The 15,598-nt window shown below is 48.3% G+C and carries 14 protein-coding genes; 7 read left to right on the forward strand and 7 right to left on the reverse strand.

Features of this window, described 5'->3' with window-relative positions; all coding sequences use genetic code 11:
- Positions 1 to 7 precede the first annotated feature (7 nt).
- Complete coding sequence (locus ABGV42_RS15490; RefSeq protein ID WP_347382430.1) at positions 8 to 187, forward strand: hypothetical protein; 180 nt, start codon at positions 8 to 10, stop codon at positions 185 to 187.
- Positions 188 to 344: 157 nt separating this feature from the next.
- Here the strand turns inward: ABGV42_RS15490 and ABGV42_RS15495 are convergent, their stop codons facing one another.
- Positions 345 to 1,577, reverse strand: a complete 1,233-nt coding sequence (locus ABGV42_RS15495) for an MFS transporter (RefSeq protein WP_347383258.1) — start codon at positions 1,575 to 1,577, stop codon at positions 345 to 347.
- 255 nt (positions 1,578 to 1,832) lie between these two features.
- Between ABGV42_RS15495 and ABGV42_RS15500 the strand changes: the two genes are divergently transcribed.
- The 3 genes from ABGV42_RS15500 to ABGV42_RS15510 all read left to right on the forward strand — a co-directional run bounded on the left by ABGV42_RS15500 (position 1,833) and on the right by ABGV42_RS15510 (position 4,171).
- Positions 1,833 to 2,486, forward strand: a complete 654-nt coding sequence (locus ABGV42_RS15500; protein ID WP_347382431.1) for a peptidylprolyl isomerase — start codon at positions 1,833 to 1,835, stop codon at positions 2,484 to 2,486.
- Positions 2,487 to 2,944: 458 nt separating this feature from the next.
- Positions 2,945 to 3,202 carry a YqkE family protein gene (locus tag ABGV42_RS15505; protein ID WP_347382432.1) on the forward strand — a complete coding sequence of 86 codons (258 nt, stop codon included), beginning with the start codon at positions 2,945 to 2,947 and terminating at the stop codon, positions 3,200 to 3,202.
- Positions 3,203 to 3,376: 174 nt separating this feature from the next.
- Complete coding sequence (locus ABGV42_RS15510) at positions 3,377 to 4,171, forward strand: SDR family oxidoreductase (protein WP_347382433.1); 795 nt, start codon at positions 3,377 to 3,379, stop codon at positions 4,169 to 4,171.
- A 98-nt stretch (positions 4,172 to 4,269) separates the two neighbouring features.
- Here the strand turns inward: ABGV42_RS15510 and ABGV42_RS15515 are convergent, their stop codons facing one another.
- Positions 4,270 to 5,031, reverse strand: coding sequence for a TIGR02206 family membrane protein (locus tag ABGV42_RS15515; protein WP_347382434.1), 762 nt, complete (start codon positions 5,029 to 5,031; stop codon positions 4,270 to 4,272).
- 240 nt (positions 5,032 to 5,271) lie between these two features.
- Between ABGV42_RS15515 and ABGV42_RS15520 the strand changes: the two genes are divergently transcribed.
- Complete coding sequence (locus ABGV42_RS15520) at positions 5,272 to 6,246, forward strand: ring-cleaving dioxygenase (protein ID WP_347382435.1); 975 nt, start codon at positions 5,272 to 5,274, stop codon at positions 6,244 to 6,246.
- Positions 6,247 to 6,363: 117 nt separating this feature from the next.
- Here ABGV42_RS15520 and ABGV42_RS15525 read toward each other — a convergent pair whose 3' ends face one another.
- From ABGV42_RS15525 to ABGV42_RS15535, 3 genes are all read right to left on the reverse strand, one after another.
- Positions 6,364 to 7,071: a stalk domain-containing protein gene (locus ABGV42_RS15525; RefSeq protein ID WP_347382436.1), complete on the reverse strand. Its 708-nt coding sequence runs from the start codon at positions 7,069 to 7,071 to the stop codon at positions 6,364 to 6,366.
- 246 nt (positions 7,072 to 7,317) lie between these two features.
- Entirely contained in the window at positions 7,318 to 8,157 is an 840-nt protein-coding gene (locus ABGV42_RS15530; RefSeq protein ID WP_347382437.1) for a hypothetical protein, read from the reverse strand.
- A gap of 172 nt (positions 8,158 to 8,329) precedes the next feature.
- Positions 8,330 to 9,607: a methyl-accepting chemotaxis protein gene (locus tag ABGV42_RS15535; RefSeq protein WP_347382438.1), complete on the reverse strand. Its 1,278-nt coding sequence runs from the start codon at positions 9,605 to 9,607 to the stop codon at positions 8,330 to 8,332.
- 326 nt (positions 9,608 to 9,933) lie between these two features.
- On the opposite strand from ABGV42_RS15535, the gene ABGV42_RS15540 reads away from it, so the two are divergent.
- Positions 9,934 to 11,358, forward strand: coding sequence for an aspartate ammonia-lyase (locus ABGV42_RS15540; protein ID WP_347382439.1), 1,425 nt, complete (start codon positions 9,934 to 9,936; stop codon positions 11,356 to 11,358).
- A 139-nt stretch (positions 11,359 to 11,497) separates the two neighbouring features.
- On the opposite strand, the gene rpoN is transcribed toward ABGV42_RS15540, so the two are convergent.
- Both rpoN and pruA read right to left on the reverse strand, forming a co-directional pair.
- The gene (rpoN, locus tag ABGV42_RS15545; protein WP_347382440.1) at positions 11,498 to 12,802 is read right to left on the reverse strand and encodes an RNA polymerase factor sigma-54; all 1,305 of its coding nucleotides are present in this window, start codon (positions 12,800 to 12,802) and stop codon (positions 11,498 to 11,500) included.
- A 100-nt stretch (positions 12,803 to 12,902) separates the two neighbouring features.
- Entirely contained in the window at positions 12,903 to 14,450 is a 1,548-nt protein-coding gene (pruA, locus tag ABGV42_RS15550; RefSeq protein WP_347382441.1) for an L-glutamate gamma-semialdehyde dehydrogenase, read from the reverse strand.
- 199 nt (positions 14,451 to 14,649) lie between these two features.
- Here pruA and ABGV42_RS15555 point away from each other — a divergent pair, with 199 nt between their 5' ends.
- Positions 14,650 to 15,573: a proline dehydrogenase family protein gene (locus tag ABGV42_RS15555; protein WP_347382442.1), complete on the forward strand. Its 924-nt coding sequence runs from the start codon at positions 14,650 to 14,652 to the stop codon at positions 15,571 to 15,573.
- Positions 15,574 to 15,598: the final 25 nt, after the last annotated feature.

The following is a 15,598-nucleotide window of genomic DNA, read 5'->3' on the forward strand; positions in this document are numbered from 1 at the left end:
CAGCTTAATGAAGGACAATCGCCCAAAGCACGTTGATACACCGGATAATCTGGTGACTGAGCGGGATATCGATCCTGATTTCGGACTTTTTACGGAAGATTCATTTCCGGATGCTCTGGAGAAAGAGGATCAGCTTGATGCTGTTGAGCATGCTATTCCTAAGGAGAAATCCGATTCCGAAGAGTAATAGAGATAGCCTATATAATAGAGCAGGCTGAAGAAGAGGGAAATCTCTTGTTGAAGAGGTTTCCCTTTTTCATGTATATTACTGGTCCACATAAATAGTCATATCAAAAAGATGGCTGCTGTATTGCTACAGCGCCATCTTTCCCCTTAAGCTCCATCTAACGATCCGCTGATACCGCTTTCTCCGATGTTGATTTTCCTGAACCCGGAAGTTTATGTTCCAGACCGGACCACTTGGCTGCAATCGCCGTGATTAACAGCGCCAGTCCATTGATGATAAAAATCCAGCGAATAGGCAGCCATCCGCCGAGAATACCGCCAATAATGGGTCCTGCCATCGTACCGATCTGAGACGCCGACTGATTCAGACTGAATGCCCTGCCTCGAAATCCCGGGTCAGTCGCCTGTACAATCATGGCATTGATCGCCGGGAACACGGCCGCGAAAAACAGCCCGTATACAAACCGCAAAACACCAAAGCCGATATAACCTGTCGTGAAAAACTGCAGCAAATTTCCCACAGCCCCACCGACGAGTCCAATAATCAACACTTTGCCATAACCGATGCGCTGACCGATTTTCCCCCACCTCGGTGCCATAATGACTGTAGCTATACCTACGGCTGAGAAAATAATACCTGAGCTGAGCGAGGCCCGATCGGGCTGAATGCCCATCTCCATGACATAGACCGTTAGCAGCGGCTCAAGAATCATGACGGAAAATGTACAGATGCCCATCATGCCAAGTACGGTAATAAACAGACGATTCGCTCTGGCTTCACGAATATCATCCATGACATGAGAACGCGGCTTATTGCGATTGAAATTCTCTTCTTTTACCCAGAAGGTCGCGATTAGCGCAGAAACCAGCACCACAATGGCCGAAAATAAAAATGCATTCCGGTTTCCGTAGTAGTGGCTTACAACCCCGCCAATCAACGGACCGATGATACCGCCTGTAGCCCCGGCCGTGGACATGATACCCAGTGCGTATCCTGTCTTCTCTTCCGGCGTATTCGTACCCACAAGTGCAATTGCAGCCGGAACGAAGCCAGCCAGCAATCCCTGAAACAGCCGGACAACGATAAGTGAATAGGGATCCTGCACAAAGTAATTGATCAAATACAATACCGCAAGGCTGTATCCCGAACGGATCAGCATTGGCTTGCGTCCGTATTTGTCTGCCAACGACCCCCAGAACGGAGACACCAGCGCACTCGCCAGAAACGTGATGCCAAAAGCCAGCCCTGACCAAAACTCCAGGTGATCACGAACCCCGAGATCGCCGCTCAAAAACAAGGGCAAAAACGGGATGGAGATTGAATATGCGGTGCTGCAAAAAAATACACCAATCCACAAAATCACCAGATTACGCTTCCACGAGAAGTCCATATACCCGCACGTCCTTTCCGTTACTGACGCCGGGACTGCCGTGTATTGGAGCGGACGGAACAGACCCGTACGTCCCTGCTGCGGAAGCATTTTCCTTATTTTACACCTATGCTTCCATGAAGACCATCCCTGGCACCTGCAAAAGCAAAGCATGGATTGCCTTCCTGTCCCAAAAAACGGTATGATAGTTGATGGATTATCCCAAAATAATTCCGTTGAAACACATTAAGCAGAGATGCAAGGGGGAACATTCTCATGTCTTTACGATGGAAAAAAACAACTGCTGCATCGCTGATCATGGCGCTGCTGCTTATTGTTATTAGCGGCTGTGGACGCCCTTCGAGCGGCGCTACGGAACCCGTTCCGGCTCCGCCTGAAGGTCAAAACCCGGTAGCCACGATCGAAATGCAGGACGGGCAAAAAATCGTGATCGAACTCTATCCCGAAATTGCGCCTAACACGGTATACAATTTTATCTCGCTGGCTAATCAGGGTTTCTATGATGGCCTCATCTTTCACCGCGTCATTCCGGGCTTCATGATTCAGGGTGGAGATCCAAATGGTAATGGTTCAGGCGGCCCTGGATACGCCATTAAAGGTGAATTCACATCCAACGGTCACAAAAACCATCTGAATCATACACGTGGAGTGATTTCTATGGCGCGTCAAGCTGATAACCTAGACTCGGCTGGCTCCCAATTTTTTATCATGTTAGCGGATGCTGATTATCTGGACAATGCTTATGCAACCTTTGGGAAAGTCACAGAGGGTATGGATGTAGTCGATGGAATCGCAGCTCAGGAAATAGGTCAACAAGACAAACCGGTCACCGATCAAGTGATGAAAAAAGTGACCGTCGACACGCATGGCCTGGAATATCCTGAACCTGTAAAAATACCAGAGGAATAAGACTCCACGGGTACATTACAAACAAAAGCTCTGTCTTGCGATAAATACGCAAGGCAGAGCTTTATTAAATGGTAGCGTTTACATGAGAGGTTTAAAAAAAAAGCCCTCTACGCACATATATACACAGCAGCTCTGCAACCCGCTGATCTCACAACATCCACCCCAACAACCGGAACCAGCCAATAATCGCAATCCATAGCGGGCAGCTGAAGGCAATCCCCCATGCAAGCCCTTTCAACAAGCTGCGGTCAACTTCCACGAACAACGACTCCTTTCTCCAGGGAATAGTCGCAGTATCGGTAATACTATATGATTTTATACCCGTTTTCATTCGTCACGGAACAGTCGATTTCCTTCTTTTCTAGTCTCGTTTCATGGAACGGATACCGGGAACCTGATATACTATGACTACGGATCGAAACAGGGAACCTGATTTACGTCTGAGAGGAGAATTTTCCATGGCAAAATCCAAAAAACAACCTGCTGCCCCCAAAGCAGCTCAAGATAAACCGGCGACGCTGAAGGATCTGCTCAGCAGTGATGTGCTCGAGAAGCTGAAGGCTCAAGCTGATGAAGCCAAAGCTGCCGAAGCTCAGCGCAAGGAACAGGAACGCCAGCAGGCGGAAGAAGCTCGGAAAGCGGAACAGAAGCGGCGGGATAACGACTTCGAGTATTTATTGAATAACAGCTCACTGGACTGGAAGAAACATAAATAACCTTTCAGCCAGGCGAATTGCATATTGACGTCATTTTAATATTCAGATACAGGGCCGATTAGCGGTCCTGTTTTTTTGTATGGACAAGTATGAGGGAATATGATTCACCTCCCTTGAGCCGGGTATGTAGAGATAGAGAGTACACTGAAATTTATAGGACGCGGAGGGATCAGGATGAGTGAACAGCGTTTGAAAGGAAAAGTAGCAATTGTAACCGGAGGTGGTTCGGGCATTGGGAAGGCTACCGCAATCCGTTTCGCCGAGCATGGAGCCAAAGTATATCTGCTGGACCGTACACCGGAAAATGCCGAAGAAACGAAACAAACGATTGAAAAAGCCGGCGGAGAAGCTTCTGTTATCGAATGTGATATCTCCAAACCGGACAATGTACAAAAAGCGATTAATCAAGCTGCAGCAGAAACCGGTAAACTGGATATTGTATTTGCAAATGCGGGGATCAACGGCACAATGGCTCCAATTGAAACGATGGAACCGGAGGACTGGGATCAAACGATGGGGATTAATATGCGCGGTACATTCGCAACCGTCAAATATGCCATCCCCCATCTAAAAGATCATGGAGGCAGCATCATCATCACCAGTTCCATTAACGGTAACCGGGTGTTCTCGGGCATCGGATTCTCTGCATACGCTTCCAGTAAGGCTGGTCAGACTGCTTTTACGAAGATGGCTGCACTCGAACTGGCGCGCTACAAGATCCGTGTCAACGCTGTCTGTCCTGGTGCCATTGATACCAATATTGATGACAACACCTATCCTTCAGATGATCTGAAAGATGTTCAGATCCCGGTGGAATTCCCGAAAGGCCATGAACATCCGCTCAAAGGGGAACCCGGCACGTCTGAACAGGTAGCCAATCTGGTACTTTTCCTGGCTTCCGACGAGTCTTCTCATGTCACAGGTACACGTATTTACGTAGATGGTGCAGAATCCCTCCTTCGGGGATAAGTTGTCTGCCACATCATATGGGGTTCGGAAAACCAATTATCCCGCAGCATCCTGAGTCTCAGGATGCTGCGGGATTTTCAGTGTTCTACCTTTACTAGTCACACCGCAGAACTCCTCTCCTTCTTCACCCGGTTCTTCATTCGCTCCGGAATGGCGAAGAACAACAAGTACATTAACGAAAACAATACAGCTGCCAGTACTTCTTCCCCCAGAATATATAACGGGTAAGGTCCCAGGAGATCCAGTACGGATGCCGTCTCCGGTTTATGACGAAGAAACATATAGTTGGCTTCCACAAGCACATCCGTTCCATATACAATCAGCGCAGCTACATTCACAAATACCATCGAACCCACGACTGATCTCCAGCTTGGACGAAGCTGTTCTACCCAGGTCATATAGAGCAGTGCAAGTATAATACAGGCATGAGCCGTAAAAAATTGAATAAACCGAAAATGTGGAACGGTGTAACCCAGGTTGGGAGTTACGATCGCCATCAGTGCACCTGCAATCCCGGCAAAGAATATCGCCGAAAACAGCAAACGACTTCGTGTTAACAGCAGCACGGCTGACAACAACAGGGACAGACTGCACAGCTCCAGCGGCAGCGATGTCCTCACACCCCACACCCCGCCGTAGACATACCATAACTGAAGCAGAACTTCACAACCAATCATGAAGATGGCTATTCTCATTCGCAGCACCCGCCGTGTACGTTCTGGCCATGCTCTCAACTTATTTCTAAGCAGGTACAGCAAGATAATCACTATTGCCGTGCAGGCTATCGCCCATATGTGTGGATTCGAAAACATGATAAAAGGCCGTTCATCATAAGGGTCAAGCCACTGGGGATATCCCATGTACTTCTCCTTCCCATCACAAACAGTGATACCTTGAAATGTAATATTTTTCATTTTGGCATTAATTGAAGCGAAAGTCTATCCGTTGGGTGTTTCAGATATGTGTTGCTTTATAATTATCTTCATGTTAAGATAAATTCAGAACAAAACAAACAAAAAGTTAGTCGCTTAATAAAAGTTAAATAACAACTTACACATAATCAAGAATACCCAATCCCAATTATTCAGGAGGAATTAACAATGCAAATCAAAGGACTTCACCACGTATCCGCACTGACCGCACATGCCGCTGAAAACTATCGCTTTTACACCAATGTCATGGGCCTTCGCCTGATCAAAAAAACAGTAAACCAGGATGACGTTTCCGTATACCACCTCTTCTATGGAGATGAAAAAGGCAATCCCGGCACCGAGCTGACATTCTTCGAGATTCCGATGGCCGGACAGACACGCGAAGGCGTGAACAGCATCTCTGCTACTTCGCTGCGCGTTCCTAATGATGCCGCTCTCCAGTATTGGATCCAACGGTTTGATGAATATGAAGTACCTCATGGTGAAATTACGAATCGTGGTGGCCGTGCAACACTTTCATTTACTGATTTTGAAAACCAGCGTCTGATCTTGGTGTCTGACGAGAACAACACAGGTGTACCTGGGGGAAAACCATGGGATCAGAGCCCGGTACCGACTGAATACGGTATTGTAGGCCTTGGTCCTGTACACCTCACCGTTCAGGACGCATCGTTGACGGCAACGGTTCTCACGGAGCTGCTTGGATTCCGCCAAAAAGGAACCTACCCTGCTTTTGTTGCAGGACAACCGGATGTCCTTATATTTGAATCTGGTGAAGGAGGCAGTGGTTCCGAGGTCCATGTAGAGGAGCGTAACGACTTGCCAATCGAGAGACCTGGACGTGGTAGCGTACACCATGTTGCATTCCGGGTGGATAATGAAGAGGAATTGAGACAATGGGTGGAACGTGTTCGTAACTTCAGTTTCCCGAATTCCGGTTTCGTCGATCGTTTTTACTTCCGTTCCCTGTATTTCCGTGAAGCGAACGGCATCCTGTTTGAGCTCGCAACGGATGGTCCTGGTTTCGATACAGACGAGGAACTTGCCCATTTGGGAGAATCGCTCGCTCTGCCACCATTCCTGGAAAGCCGCCGGGCAGAGATTGAAGCCAATCTCAAACCTCTCGATACAATGATTCGTTAAGAGTTCATAACTCTAGACTATTTCTCTCAAACCAAAAACGATTATTGCATGCGTCGGGGGTTCAGCTGAACCTTCTAACGTAATGACAATAATCGTTTTTTTATAAACAATAAAATATTATTTAGTCAGATAAGAAGTAGTCAATGGAACGAACAGCGAAGAACCCGGTTCTTCATCAACGATCTCCACAAAAACAAAATCAGCCTCGGAAACATCAACATCTACACCCTGCAATCCACGATCTGCTGCAACGGTGAGTGTTTTCAGGGTTGTATTATTATGATCTATAATTCTGATCTCGTGGGAACCCGCAATGGCTGCCAGTTCCAGATGTAATTTGGAATACTTTTTTTGTGTCATGATCTGAAAGCTTTCGCCTTGTTTCACGGAGTCCGTATGAAGATATACATCTTTGTAGTCTTTCCCTTTATACGAGGTGTCGCTCGGATCCTTGGTGTGCCAACCGGAGGTTCCGAGCACAGTTGCTCCAAGTGAACTCAATGTCAACTTATTCTCTTCAGGTGCAGCAGATCCGTTGTTACTGCCGATCAGAACCGAGGAGTTTGCGCTGTCATAAGTGATTTCCGTACCGAGTAATGTCCCCACTGCACGCACTGGCAAATACGTTGTTCCATTGTAGGTAATTGGCAGTACCGTCTTGCCATTGGCATCTTTGGCTGTCACGGTTGCTCCATTCATTTTCAGAGAAATCTTGCTGTTCAGATAGGCCTTAATTGGTTCAAGTCCTGTTGCTGCCAGTGCCCCTGTACCAATACCGAGTGTCAGTGTGCCCACCATCAGTCCGATTACGGCTTTTTTCTTCACTATAAATCCCTCCTGTAACCAAATTGGTTTGTCCTTTATACATTTAAACGACTAAAGTGGTATTGTCAACCATTTTTAATTCAATATTTTGGAAATATCTCTGTATAAGAACAGCACAAAGTGAGGCTGAGTATCCCCGTTTTTTTTCAGCCCCACCGTTCCTACCCCTGCCTAATAAGGCAGAAGCATAAGTTATTCTTTTATGACAAGCAAGCATCAATCTCTTAAATCTTCTACTCCGTGGCTTCAATCAAACGATTCATAATACTCATCTTCATACGCTTCAGTACTGTATTCCACATTCACTGCCTTCCATCCGCCATCCTGATATTCATAAGCAAATGTTAGATCTCCGTCGTACCCAGCCGGTCCATATGCGCCAGACGCCGTGACTTTCAACTTGCCGTTCTCCACACTGTAATACACGACATCGCCGAATTGAAGTTCATCATTATAGGCTATGCCATCCGTTTCTTCCTCAATTTGAGAAGGCTCTAACTTTACCCCATCCAACGTTACGTCAATGGTCACTTTCCCAGGCGTAACGTTCACTTTGGAGCTTATGTGCTGCTTCACAACCTCATCCAGAGGCTGCATGTTCATCTCTTCTAGCGTATCCGAATCTATGATGTGTGCCTGACCCAAATAAATACCTGTTCCGTGTCCGGAAGTGAACAGCACGATAATCTCTTTTTTGCCGTCCCCATTCAGATCCAGTTCATGCACTTCGGGTTTGTAAGACCCGCCTTCTCCCTGCCACTTGCTGAATTCACGCGTCTGTCCATTTACTTCAAGAATCATGCCGTTATAAATATATCCTGAACCCTCCACTTGCATCGGGTATAATCTTACCTTTTCATTTTCGGGAGCAACGGAAACGTTCTCTTTTTTTACAGGAGCGTTCTCTTCTGAGGTAAAGGATGTTTCATTGGTTTCTATATTGGATGCCACGACCCCATCGGTCTGGCTGGATTGATCATCTATGTTAAGCTGTTTTTGTTCATTGGATGTTCTGGCCGCTGAGGTTGTACTGATCGTAACAACCGCCAAAACGATCATCAGCAGGATACCTGTCCACGTTTTCAATATTCTGGGCTCCTTCTTTTAAAAATGGAATACTACAACTATTATATCGTCATTTATCGCCCAGTCGTTGCGAATTTGTTAATGTTTCATAAAAAAAACTTTACAAACCTCTAATTTTGCGAAAGAATGTTCGGGTTTATCCATATAAAGAAAAAAACATTCCGGAAACAGCTTAAGGCTGCATCCGAAATGCTTTTGTTTTGTCCATCAAACGATCCGTTAATTGTCTCAACTCTTCAGCCGAAGAGGAGATTTCCTGCATGATTGCCGTCTCCTCATGAGCGGCATCCATAATCCGTCTAGCCTCGTCCGAGAACGAGCCGGCTTTTCCTTGAATCTGTTTAACGTGACCATGTGTCCGTTCAACCCGAACGGTCTGCTCTGCAATTTTGGAGCCGATCTCATGAGCGCCTTTCATGAATACCTCAACCGTTCCAGTCAGCTCCAGCAGCGTCTGATCGACATTAATGGTGCGCTGGGACTCATTCACGACAAGTCCGTGCTGCTCATGAATCAGCTGTGCCGTATCGCGGATACGCTGCTGAACACGGCTGATCAGTTCGTTTATTCGGTGAACCGATTGTGTACTCTCGTCCGACAGCTTGCGAATCTGCTGGGCAACCACAGCAAAACCTGCTCCCTCTTCTCCGGCACGCGCTGCCTCAATGGATGCATTTAGAGCAAGAAGTGCTGTCTCCTCCGCGATGTTTTTGACCGATTGCGTAATGGCCTCAATATCCGAGGCTTCCTTCTCTAGAACCAGCATGATGTCCCGGGAACGATTATGCGATACAGCCAGCTCGTCCATTCCTTTCATCAGCAACGAAAATGTCTGCTTCGTATGATCCACCGACTGTTCCATCTGCCCTGACATCTCTGTCATACCGATCGATTGGGTATGCATGCGCTGAAAATCGTTCAACATCTCATCTGCCGTGATCAGAGACTCGTGGGAAGTCACTTTTTGTTCCTCTACCCCTACGGCAATGTGATCCACCGCTTCCGACATCATTTCAATTTGTTCGGCTGCCTGGGTAATGGCTTCACTTAAAGATTGCGCATTCTGTGAGGTCGTACGCGTACTATCCGCAATGTCGTTCACAATACTTCTTAGATTAACGACCATTGCGCGAAACGCATCATATAACACGGTAAGCTCGTCCTGCGTACGGCGCTGCGGAATTTCAGCTGTCAGATCTCCTGACGAAACTTGCTGGGCTGCCTTGGACAGGTGAACGATTGGACGGGTCAGCCAGCGGGAGGCAAACCATCCCAGAATTCCGTTCCAGCACACGCCTAGAATGAGTACTAAGGTGATATACAACCAGCTTGGCATGGAGAAAGAGAGCCAGTCCTGGAGAAAAAATATAAAAAAGCCGCTAGTTCCGTATGTAATAATCGAAATGAGTACCAGACCTGCGACTGTCTTTGCGCCTAAAGTCCATTTCATGCTCGCACCTCATAGTCCTTTTTTCCTATTTTACCAATCGTCGACCAAATAACATGTGATCTACATCACTGAAAACGCTAAATCAGGGACCCATCTTGTCCAGCACGAATACCTTTTCATCCTTGTGGTGCATAATTTATAAGATAAGTTTGTTACACTTCGATTCACCCAGTACGAAGCCAGGTTAATACCCCTAATTTTAATTATTATCGGCAAATTGGGTTAAATCATTTAGCCTGGCATCCATTTTGCTTAAGTGATATACTGAGTGCGCTTCGGCATCGCCGGAGCTGACCTATTTTTGGATGCCACTGGAGGCGAAAGAAATGTCTACAATGTCCACACGGACGGAGAAAGATTTTATTGGTGAAAAAGAAATTCCTGCTTATGCCTATTACGGAATACAGACGGTACGGGCCGTGGAAAACTTTCCGATTACTGGCGTACCCGTGCATCGGGAGCTAGTTACAGCCCTCGCTGCCGTGAAGAAGGCTGCCGCAATCACGAATATGGAGCTGAAAATGCTGCCGCCGAAAATTGGCGATGTCATCGTGATGGCCGCTGAAGAAATGATGAAAGGTCATCATCTGGATCATTTTATAGTTGACTCCATTCAGGGCGGTGCTGGCACCTCCATGAATATGAATATGAACGAAATTTTGGCCAATCGCGGACTTGAACTGCTGCTGCAGAACAAAGGGGATTACTTCCATTGCAACCCCAACAACCATGTGAACATGTCCCAGTCTACCAACGATGTCATTCCAACAGCACTGCGGATCGCTGCGTATCAGTTGTCTGAAACATTGCTGGCTACCATGCAGCGCCTGAAGGACGCATTTCTGAAAAAAGAAGTGGAGTTTAATGATGTTGTCAAAGTAGGACGCACCCATCTCCAGGATGCCGTGCCAATCCGTTTGGGACAAGAATTCGGTGCCTATGCACGGGTGCTGGGACGCGATATGGAGCGTCTTGAATTTGCGAATCGCCGCCTGCTGACGATCAACCTCGGAGCTACCGCAGTAGGAACAGGGCTCAATGCCAAGCCGGAGTACATCGTTAAGGTCACGGAACATTTGTCCGATGTTACCGGACTGAAGCTTCAGACGGCTGATGATCTCGTGGATGCTACTCAGAATACAGATGCTTATATGGAGCTGTCTGCTGCCCTCAAGGTATGCGCAGTCAACCTGTCCAAGATCTGTAATGATATTCGAATGATGGCTTCCGGACCGCGTGCAGGATTCAATGAGCTTCGTCTTCCGGCCCGTCAGCCAGGCTCCTCCATCATGCCAGGGAAGGTCAATCCGGTTATGGCCGAAGTGATCAACCAGGTCTCCTTCCAGGTCATGGGGAACGATCATACCATCTGCATGGCGTGTGAAGCCGGACAATTCGAATTGAATGTAATGGGCCCTGTCATCGCGTTCAACCTGCTGCAATCCCTGAAAATCATGAATAACGGCATTGATGTGTTCACCCGTTATGCCGTGGAGGAAATGGAAGCAAACCGTGAACGCTGTGCACTGATCATGAAGCAAAGCTTCAGCGTCATTACGGCACTCAATCCGCATCTGGGCTATGATGTGGCTGCCTCCATTGTGAAGGAAGCTCTGAAAACTGGTGCTTCGCTCCAAGAAATCATTCTGGAACGCGGATTGCTCACAATCGAGGAGCTCGAAGAAATCATGCATCCCGAACAGATGACTACACCGGGTATTGCTGGTGAGCGTTTCCTGCACAATATGTAATGAGGTTTGACTGACTCGAACTCATTATGATTATTGATCAAAACAGAAAGCCCCTGCACACCGTTAATTCTGGTGAGCAGGGGCTTTCTGTTGATATAATGCTTGCTATAAGTAGGAAGACATAACTGCAAATGTCTGTTTACCTCCAGCGCTTGCGCTCAAGCGAAGACAGGATGTGCAGCTCCTCCCTGTACTTTGCCACCGTTCTGCGGGAGATCCTGATTCCCTCCTCGGCGAGCAGCTCTGCCAATTGGCTGTCCGAATACGGCCGGCAAACCTGCTCCGTACGGATGAGCACCTTCAATCGAAGTTTAACCGCTGCGGCAGAAGCCGGATCTCCAGAAGCCGTCTCAATACCTGTCGTAAAAAAGGACTTCAATTCAAATACCCCATAGGGTGTCTGAACATATTTTCCGTTAACGGCACGGCTTACCGTGGACTCATGCATGCCAATCCTCTCGGCAACGATTGCCAGATTGAGCGGTTTCAGGCCAGCTGGTCCTTCATGCAAAAAATATACCTGCTCACTCATCACCGCCGTGAGAACACGCATCAAGGTTCTGCGCCGCAGCTGCACACTGCGAACAATGGCTCTCGCCTCCGCTGCCCGCGCCGACCAGACTTCACCAGGAGTTTCACGCCTGATCCAGCGGGAACATTCTTCATTCATGGATACACGAAGGTTCCCTGCCGAGTGGAGCTCCATATAAATCTCGCCATCCCGCAGTTCCACAACGGCATCCGGAATGATGTAATGAGGGCGCTCATGGCATCCAATGGAACGGCAGGGCTTAGGATTAAGCCCAGTAATGTAATTATACGCTGCTTCTGCCTCACGTGAGGATATGCCGAGCCTAGTTCCCGCTTTGCCCGGATGGAATGGTACGAGTTCCGCCAGCCCTGCCTCGACCATCCGCTCTGCATGACGAGCGGCTGACGGATCCCGACGGATCTGAAGCAGCAAGCACTCATGCACGGTGCGTGCCCCCACGCCTGCCGGATCCAGCGACTGAAGGATATCCAATCCTGCTTCCGCCTCAGCCGCGGATATGCGAAATACCGATGACAATTCGGCCAGATCCATCGTCAGATAACCGTCATCATTGACACACCCCGCCAAATATTCAGCTGCTGCCTCCAGCGCAGGCGGGAGATCCAGCAAGCGAATCTGAGCGGATAGCAGCTGCTCAAGCGTTGGCTCAGCACTTTTGGCCTGCAGCAGCGGGTCGTAGGAAGCAAATGTTCTCTGATTTCCTTTCCGCGAGAGGCGGACCAGCGGTGCTGTGTGCTCCTCCACTTCAAGTACCGGATTTTCATCTGCCGCTTCCTGCAAATAACGGTTCAAATCCTGACCGGCTAACGTCAACAAGTGAATGGACTGTTTCATCTCTGGCGTCATGGACAGCCGAACACGCTGCTCCTGAACCAGCTGCATCTCTAGCATGATTCCCCCTCCTTCTGCGCGGATTGGAATTTGATTTATATTTTCCAGAAAAATAGCACAAAAGTAAATGGTTTGTCAGAAGCCACAGCGACTGTTCCCCTCAATACTTTTCCGAAACCAGCTTCGCTTGAGTAAACAGCAGCAGGTAGTCTCTTCCGCCCGCTTTGGAGTCCGTGCCTGACATATTGAATCCGCCAAACGGATGAGCGCCAACCAAAGCACCCGTGCATTTCCGGTTAAAGTACAGATTCCCGGCAAAAAACTCTCGTCTCGCCAGTTCCAGATGCGCACGATTCCGTGAAATGACTGCACCTGTCAAGCCATAATCGGTGTTGTTCGCAATATGAAGTGCTTCCTCAAACGTATCTGCCTTGATAAACGCAAGTACAGGTCCAAAAATCTCTTCCTGTGCAATCCGGGCCAGCGGGTCAACATCCGCGATAATCGTCGGTTCAATGAAATAGCCTTGGGTATCCCCTGTGCCTCCGCCTAATACAAGCCTTCCTTCTCCCTTGCCCACTTCAATATATTCATTGATTTTGCCATACGCCTTGTCATCAATTACTGGGCCTACTTGACTGCCCACTTCGAGCGGACTACCCATCGTAAGCTTCTTCGTACGCTCAATGACCATCTGCAATACTTCATCATATACATCCTTATGAATAATGGCTCGGGAACACGCGGAACATTTCTGTCCGGAGAATCCGAATGCCGAAGCGGTTATGGAGTCCGCAGCCAGCTCCAGATCACTTTCGCTGTCCACAACGATGGAATCTTTACCGCCCATTTCTGCAATCACCCGTTTGATCCACTTTTGCCCTGGAGCCGTGCGGGCAGCCCGTTCATTGATCCGCAGACCCACATCTCTCGAACCGGTGAAGCTGATAAATCGGGTCAGCGCATGGTCCACAAGGTAATCGCCCACTTCGCTGCCCGGGCCTGGCAAATAGTTCACTACGCCATCCGGTACTCCTGCCTCAGCCAGCAGTTCCATGAATTTGGCTGCAATTACCGGCGTCGGGCTGGCCGGCTTTAAAACGACCGTATTTCCTGAAACAAGCGCGGCAGAAGTCATGCCAGCCATAATGGCCAGCGGGAAGTTCCACGGCGGAATAACAACCCCCACGCCAAGCGGGATATAGGTCAGTTCATTATCTTCACCTGCAATCCGGGTCAAGGGCTGGGGTTCGCTTAGACGCTGCATTTCCCTCGCATAGAACTCCATAAAATCAATAGCTTCCGCTGTATCTGCATCCGCCTCCGGCCATGTTTTGCCTGCTTCATACACCATCCATGCAGAGAATTCATGCTTGCGCAGACGCATAAGCGCAGCTGCTTTGAACAAATATCGTGCACGTTCATTCGGATCTGTATGTTTCCAGGTACGGAACGTTTCTGCTGCTGTCTGAATCGCCTGCTCTGCCAGCTCCTGATTAGCCTGAAAAACGGTTCCAATCACCTGATCCTTAGCCGCCGGGTTAACGGAAGTTGACGTGCGACTGCTCGTTATTTTCTGCCCGCCGATAATCATGGAATATTCCTGTCCAAGCTCAGATTCCACCTTGCGAAGTGCGCTCTCAAAGGCTTCCTTGTTCGCTGGTACAGCAAAGGGCGTAAATGGTTCGTTAACAAAAGGGATATTCATGAATAATTCCTCCTTCAGGATGTTGGAATCGCTGGCTGCTCGCCTGATTTACCATGCTATTTCACTCTCACCCAATATATGTAGCAAGATCCGTGCCAACTCCGATTAAGAATGAATATTTTAATAAAATAAATGGTCTGGCACGATTCTTGCTTCGGTAAAGGGTTATACGAGCATGATCCCTAAGGAGGAAACTAGCGTGAGTATTGGAACGGAAATGTACCGCAAAACACTACTGACCGTTGCGGGCAATAAAGCTGTGGAGAATCTGTCCATTAAATACGGCAAAAAGCTGGCAGGCAAGTTTATCGCAGGCAGCACACTGGAAGAAGCATTGGAAGAGATCCGTATTCTTAACAACAAGGGCATTATGGCAACGCTGGATCATCTGGGTGAAGGCATCACAAGGTTGAGCGAGGCAGCCTTGTATCGTGATGAATATATAAGACTTGTGGAAGGCATTGCTAGGCAGGGAGCAGACTCCAACGTATCCTTGAAGCCAACCCAGATGGGCCTTGCGCTCGACCCAGAGGAGGGTTACCGGAATATCCGTTCGGTAGCGGCACAGGCGAAGCTGCATGATCTGTTTGTCCGGATTGATATGGAGGACAGCCCATTCACCCAGGCTACACTGGATATTGTTCGCCGCCTGCACGCGGAGGGGCTTGATAACACGGGAACAGTACTGCAAGCCTACCTGCATCGCACCGAGCAGGATACACGGGACATGATTCGTGAAGGCATTCGGCTTCGCCTCGTCAAAGGCGCTTACAAAGAGCCCGCAGCCGTAGCGTATCAGAATACTTCCGAAGTCATTGATCAATTCAAATCCATGATCCGCCAGCATCTGGATCAGGGCGTATACACAGCGGTCGCTTCGCATGATGATCACATTATTTCGTGGACCAAACAGTATGCCAGAGACCGGGGTATCTCTCCTGATGCGTTTGAATTCCAGATGCTGTACGGACTGCGCATGAATGAACAGGAACGGCTTGCACGGGAAGGATATCGCATTCGCTGTTATGTTCCCTATGGAACCATGTGGTACCCGTATTACACTCGCCGGCTAGCTGAGAAACCGGCAAACCTCTGGATGGTTGTCAAAAACATGTTTAGATAATCAAACTTTCCTCATTCATATGGTA

Origin of the sequence: Paenibacillus pabuli, assembly GCF_039831995.1 — a bacterium.
Classification (GTDB): domain Bacteria; phylum Bacillota; class Bacilli; order Paenibacillales; family Paenibacillaceae; genus Paenibacillus; species Paenibacillus pabuli_C.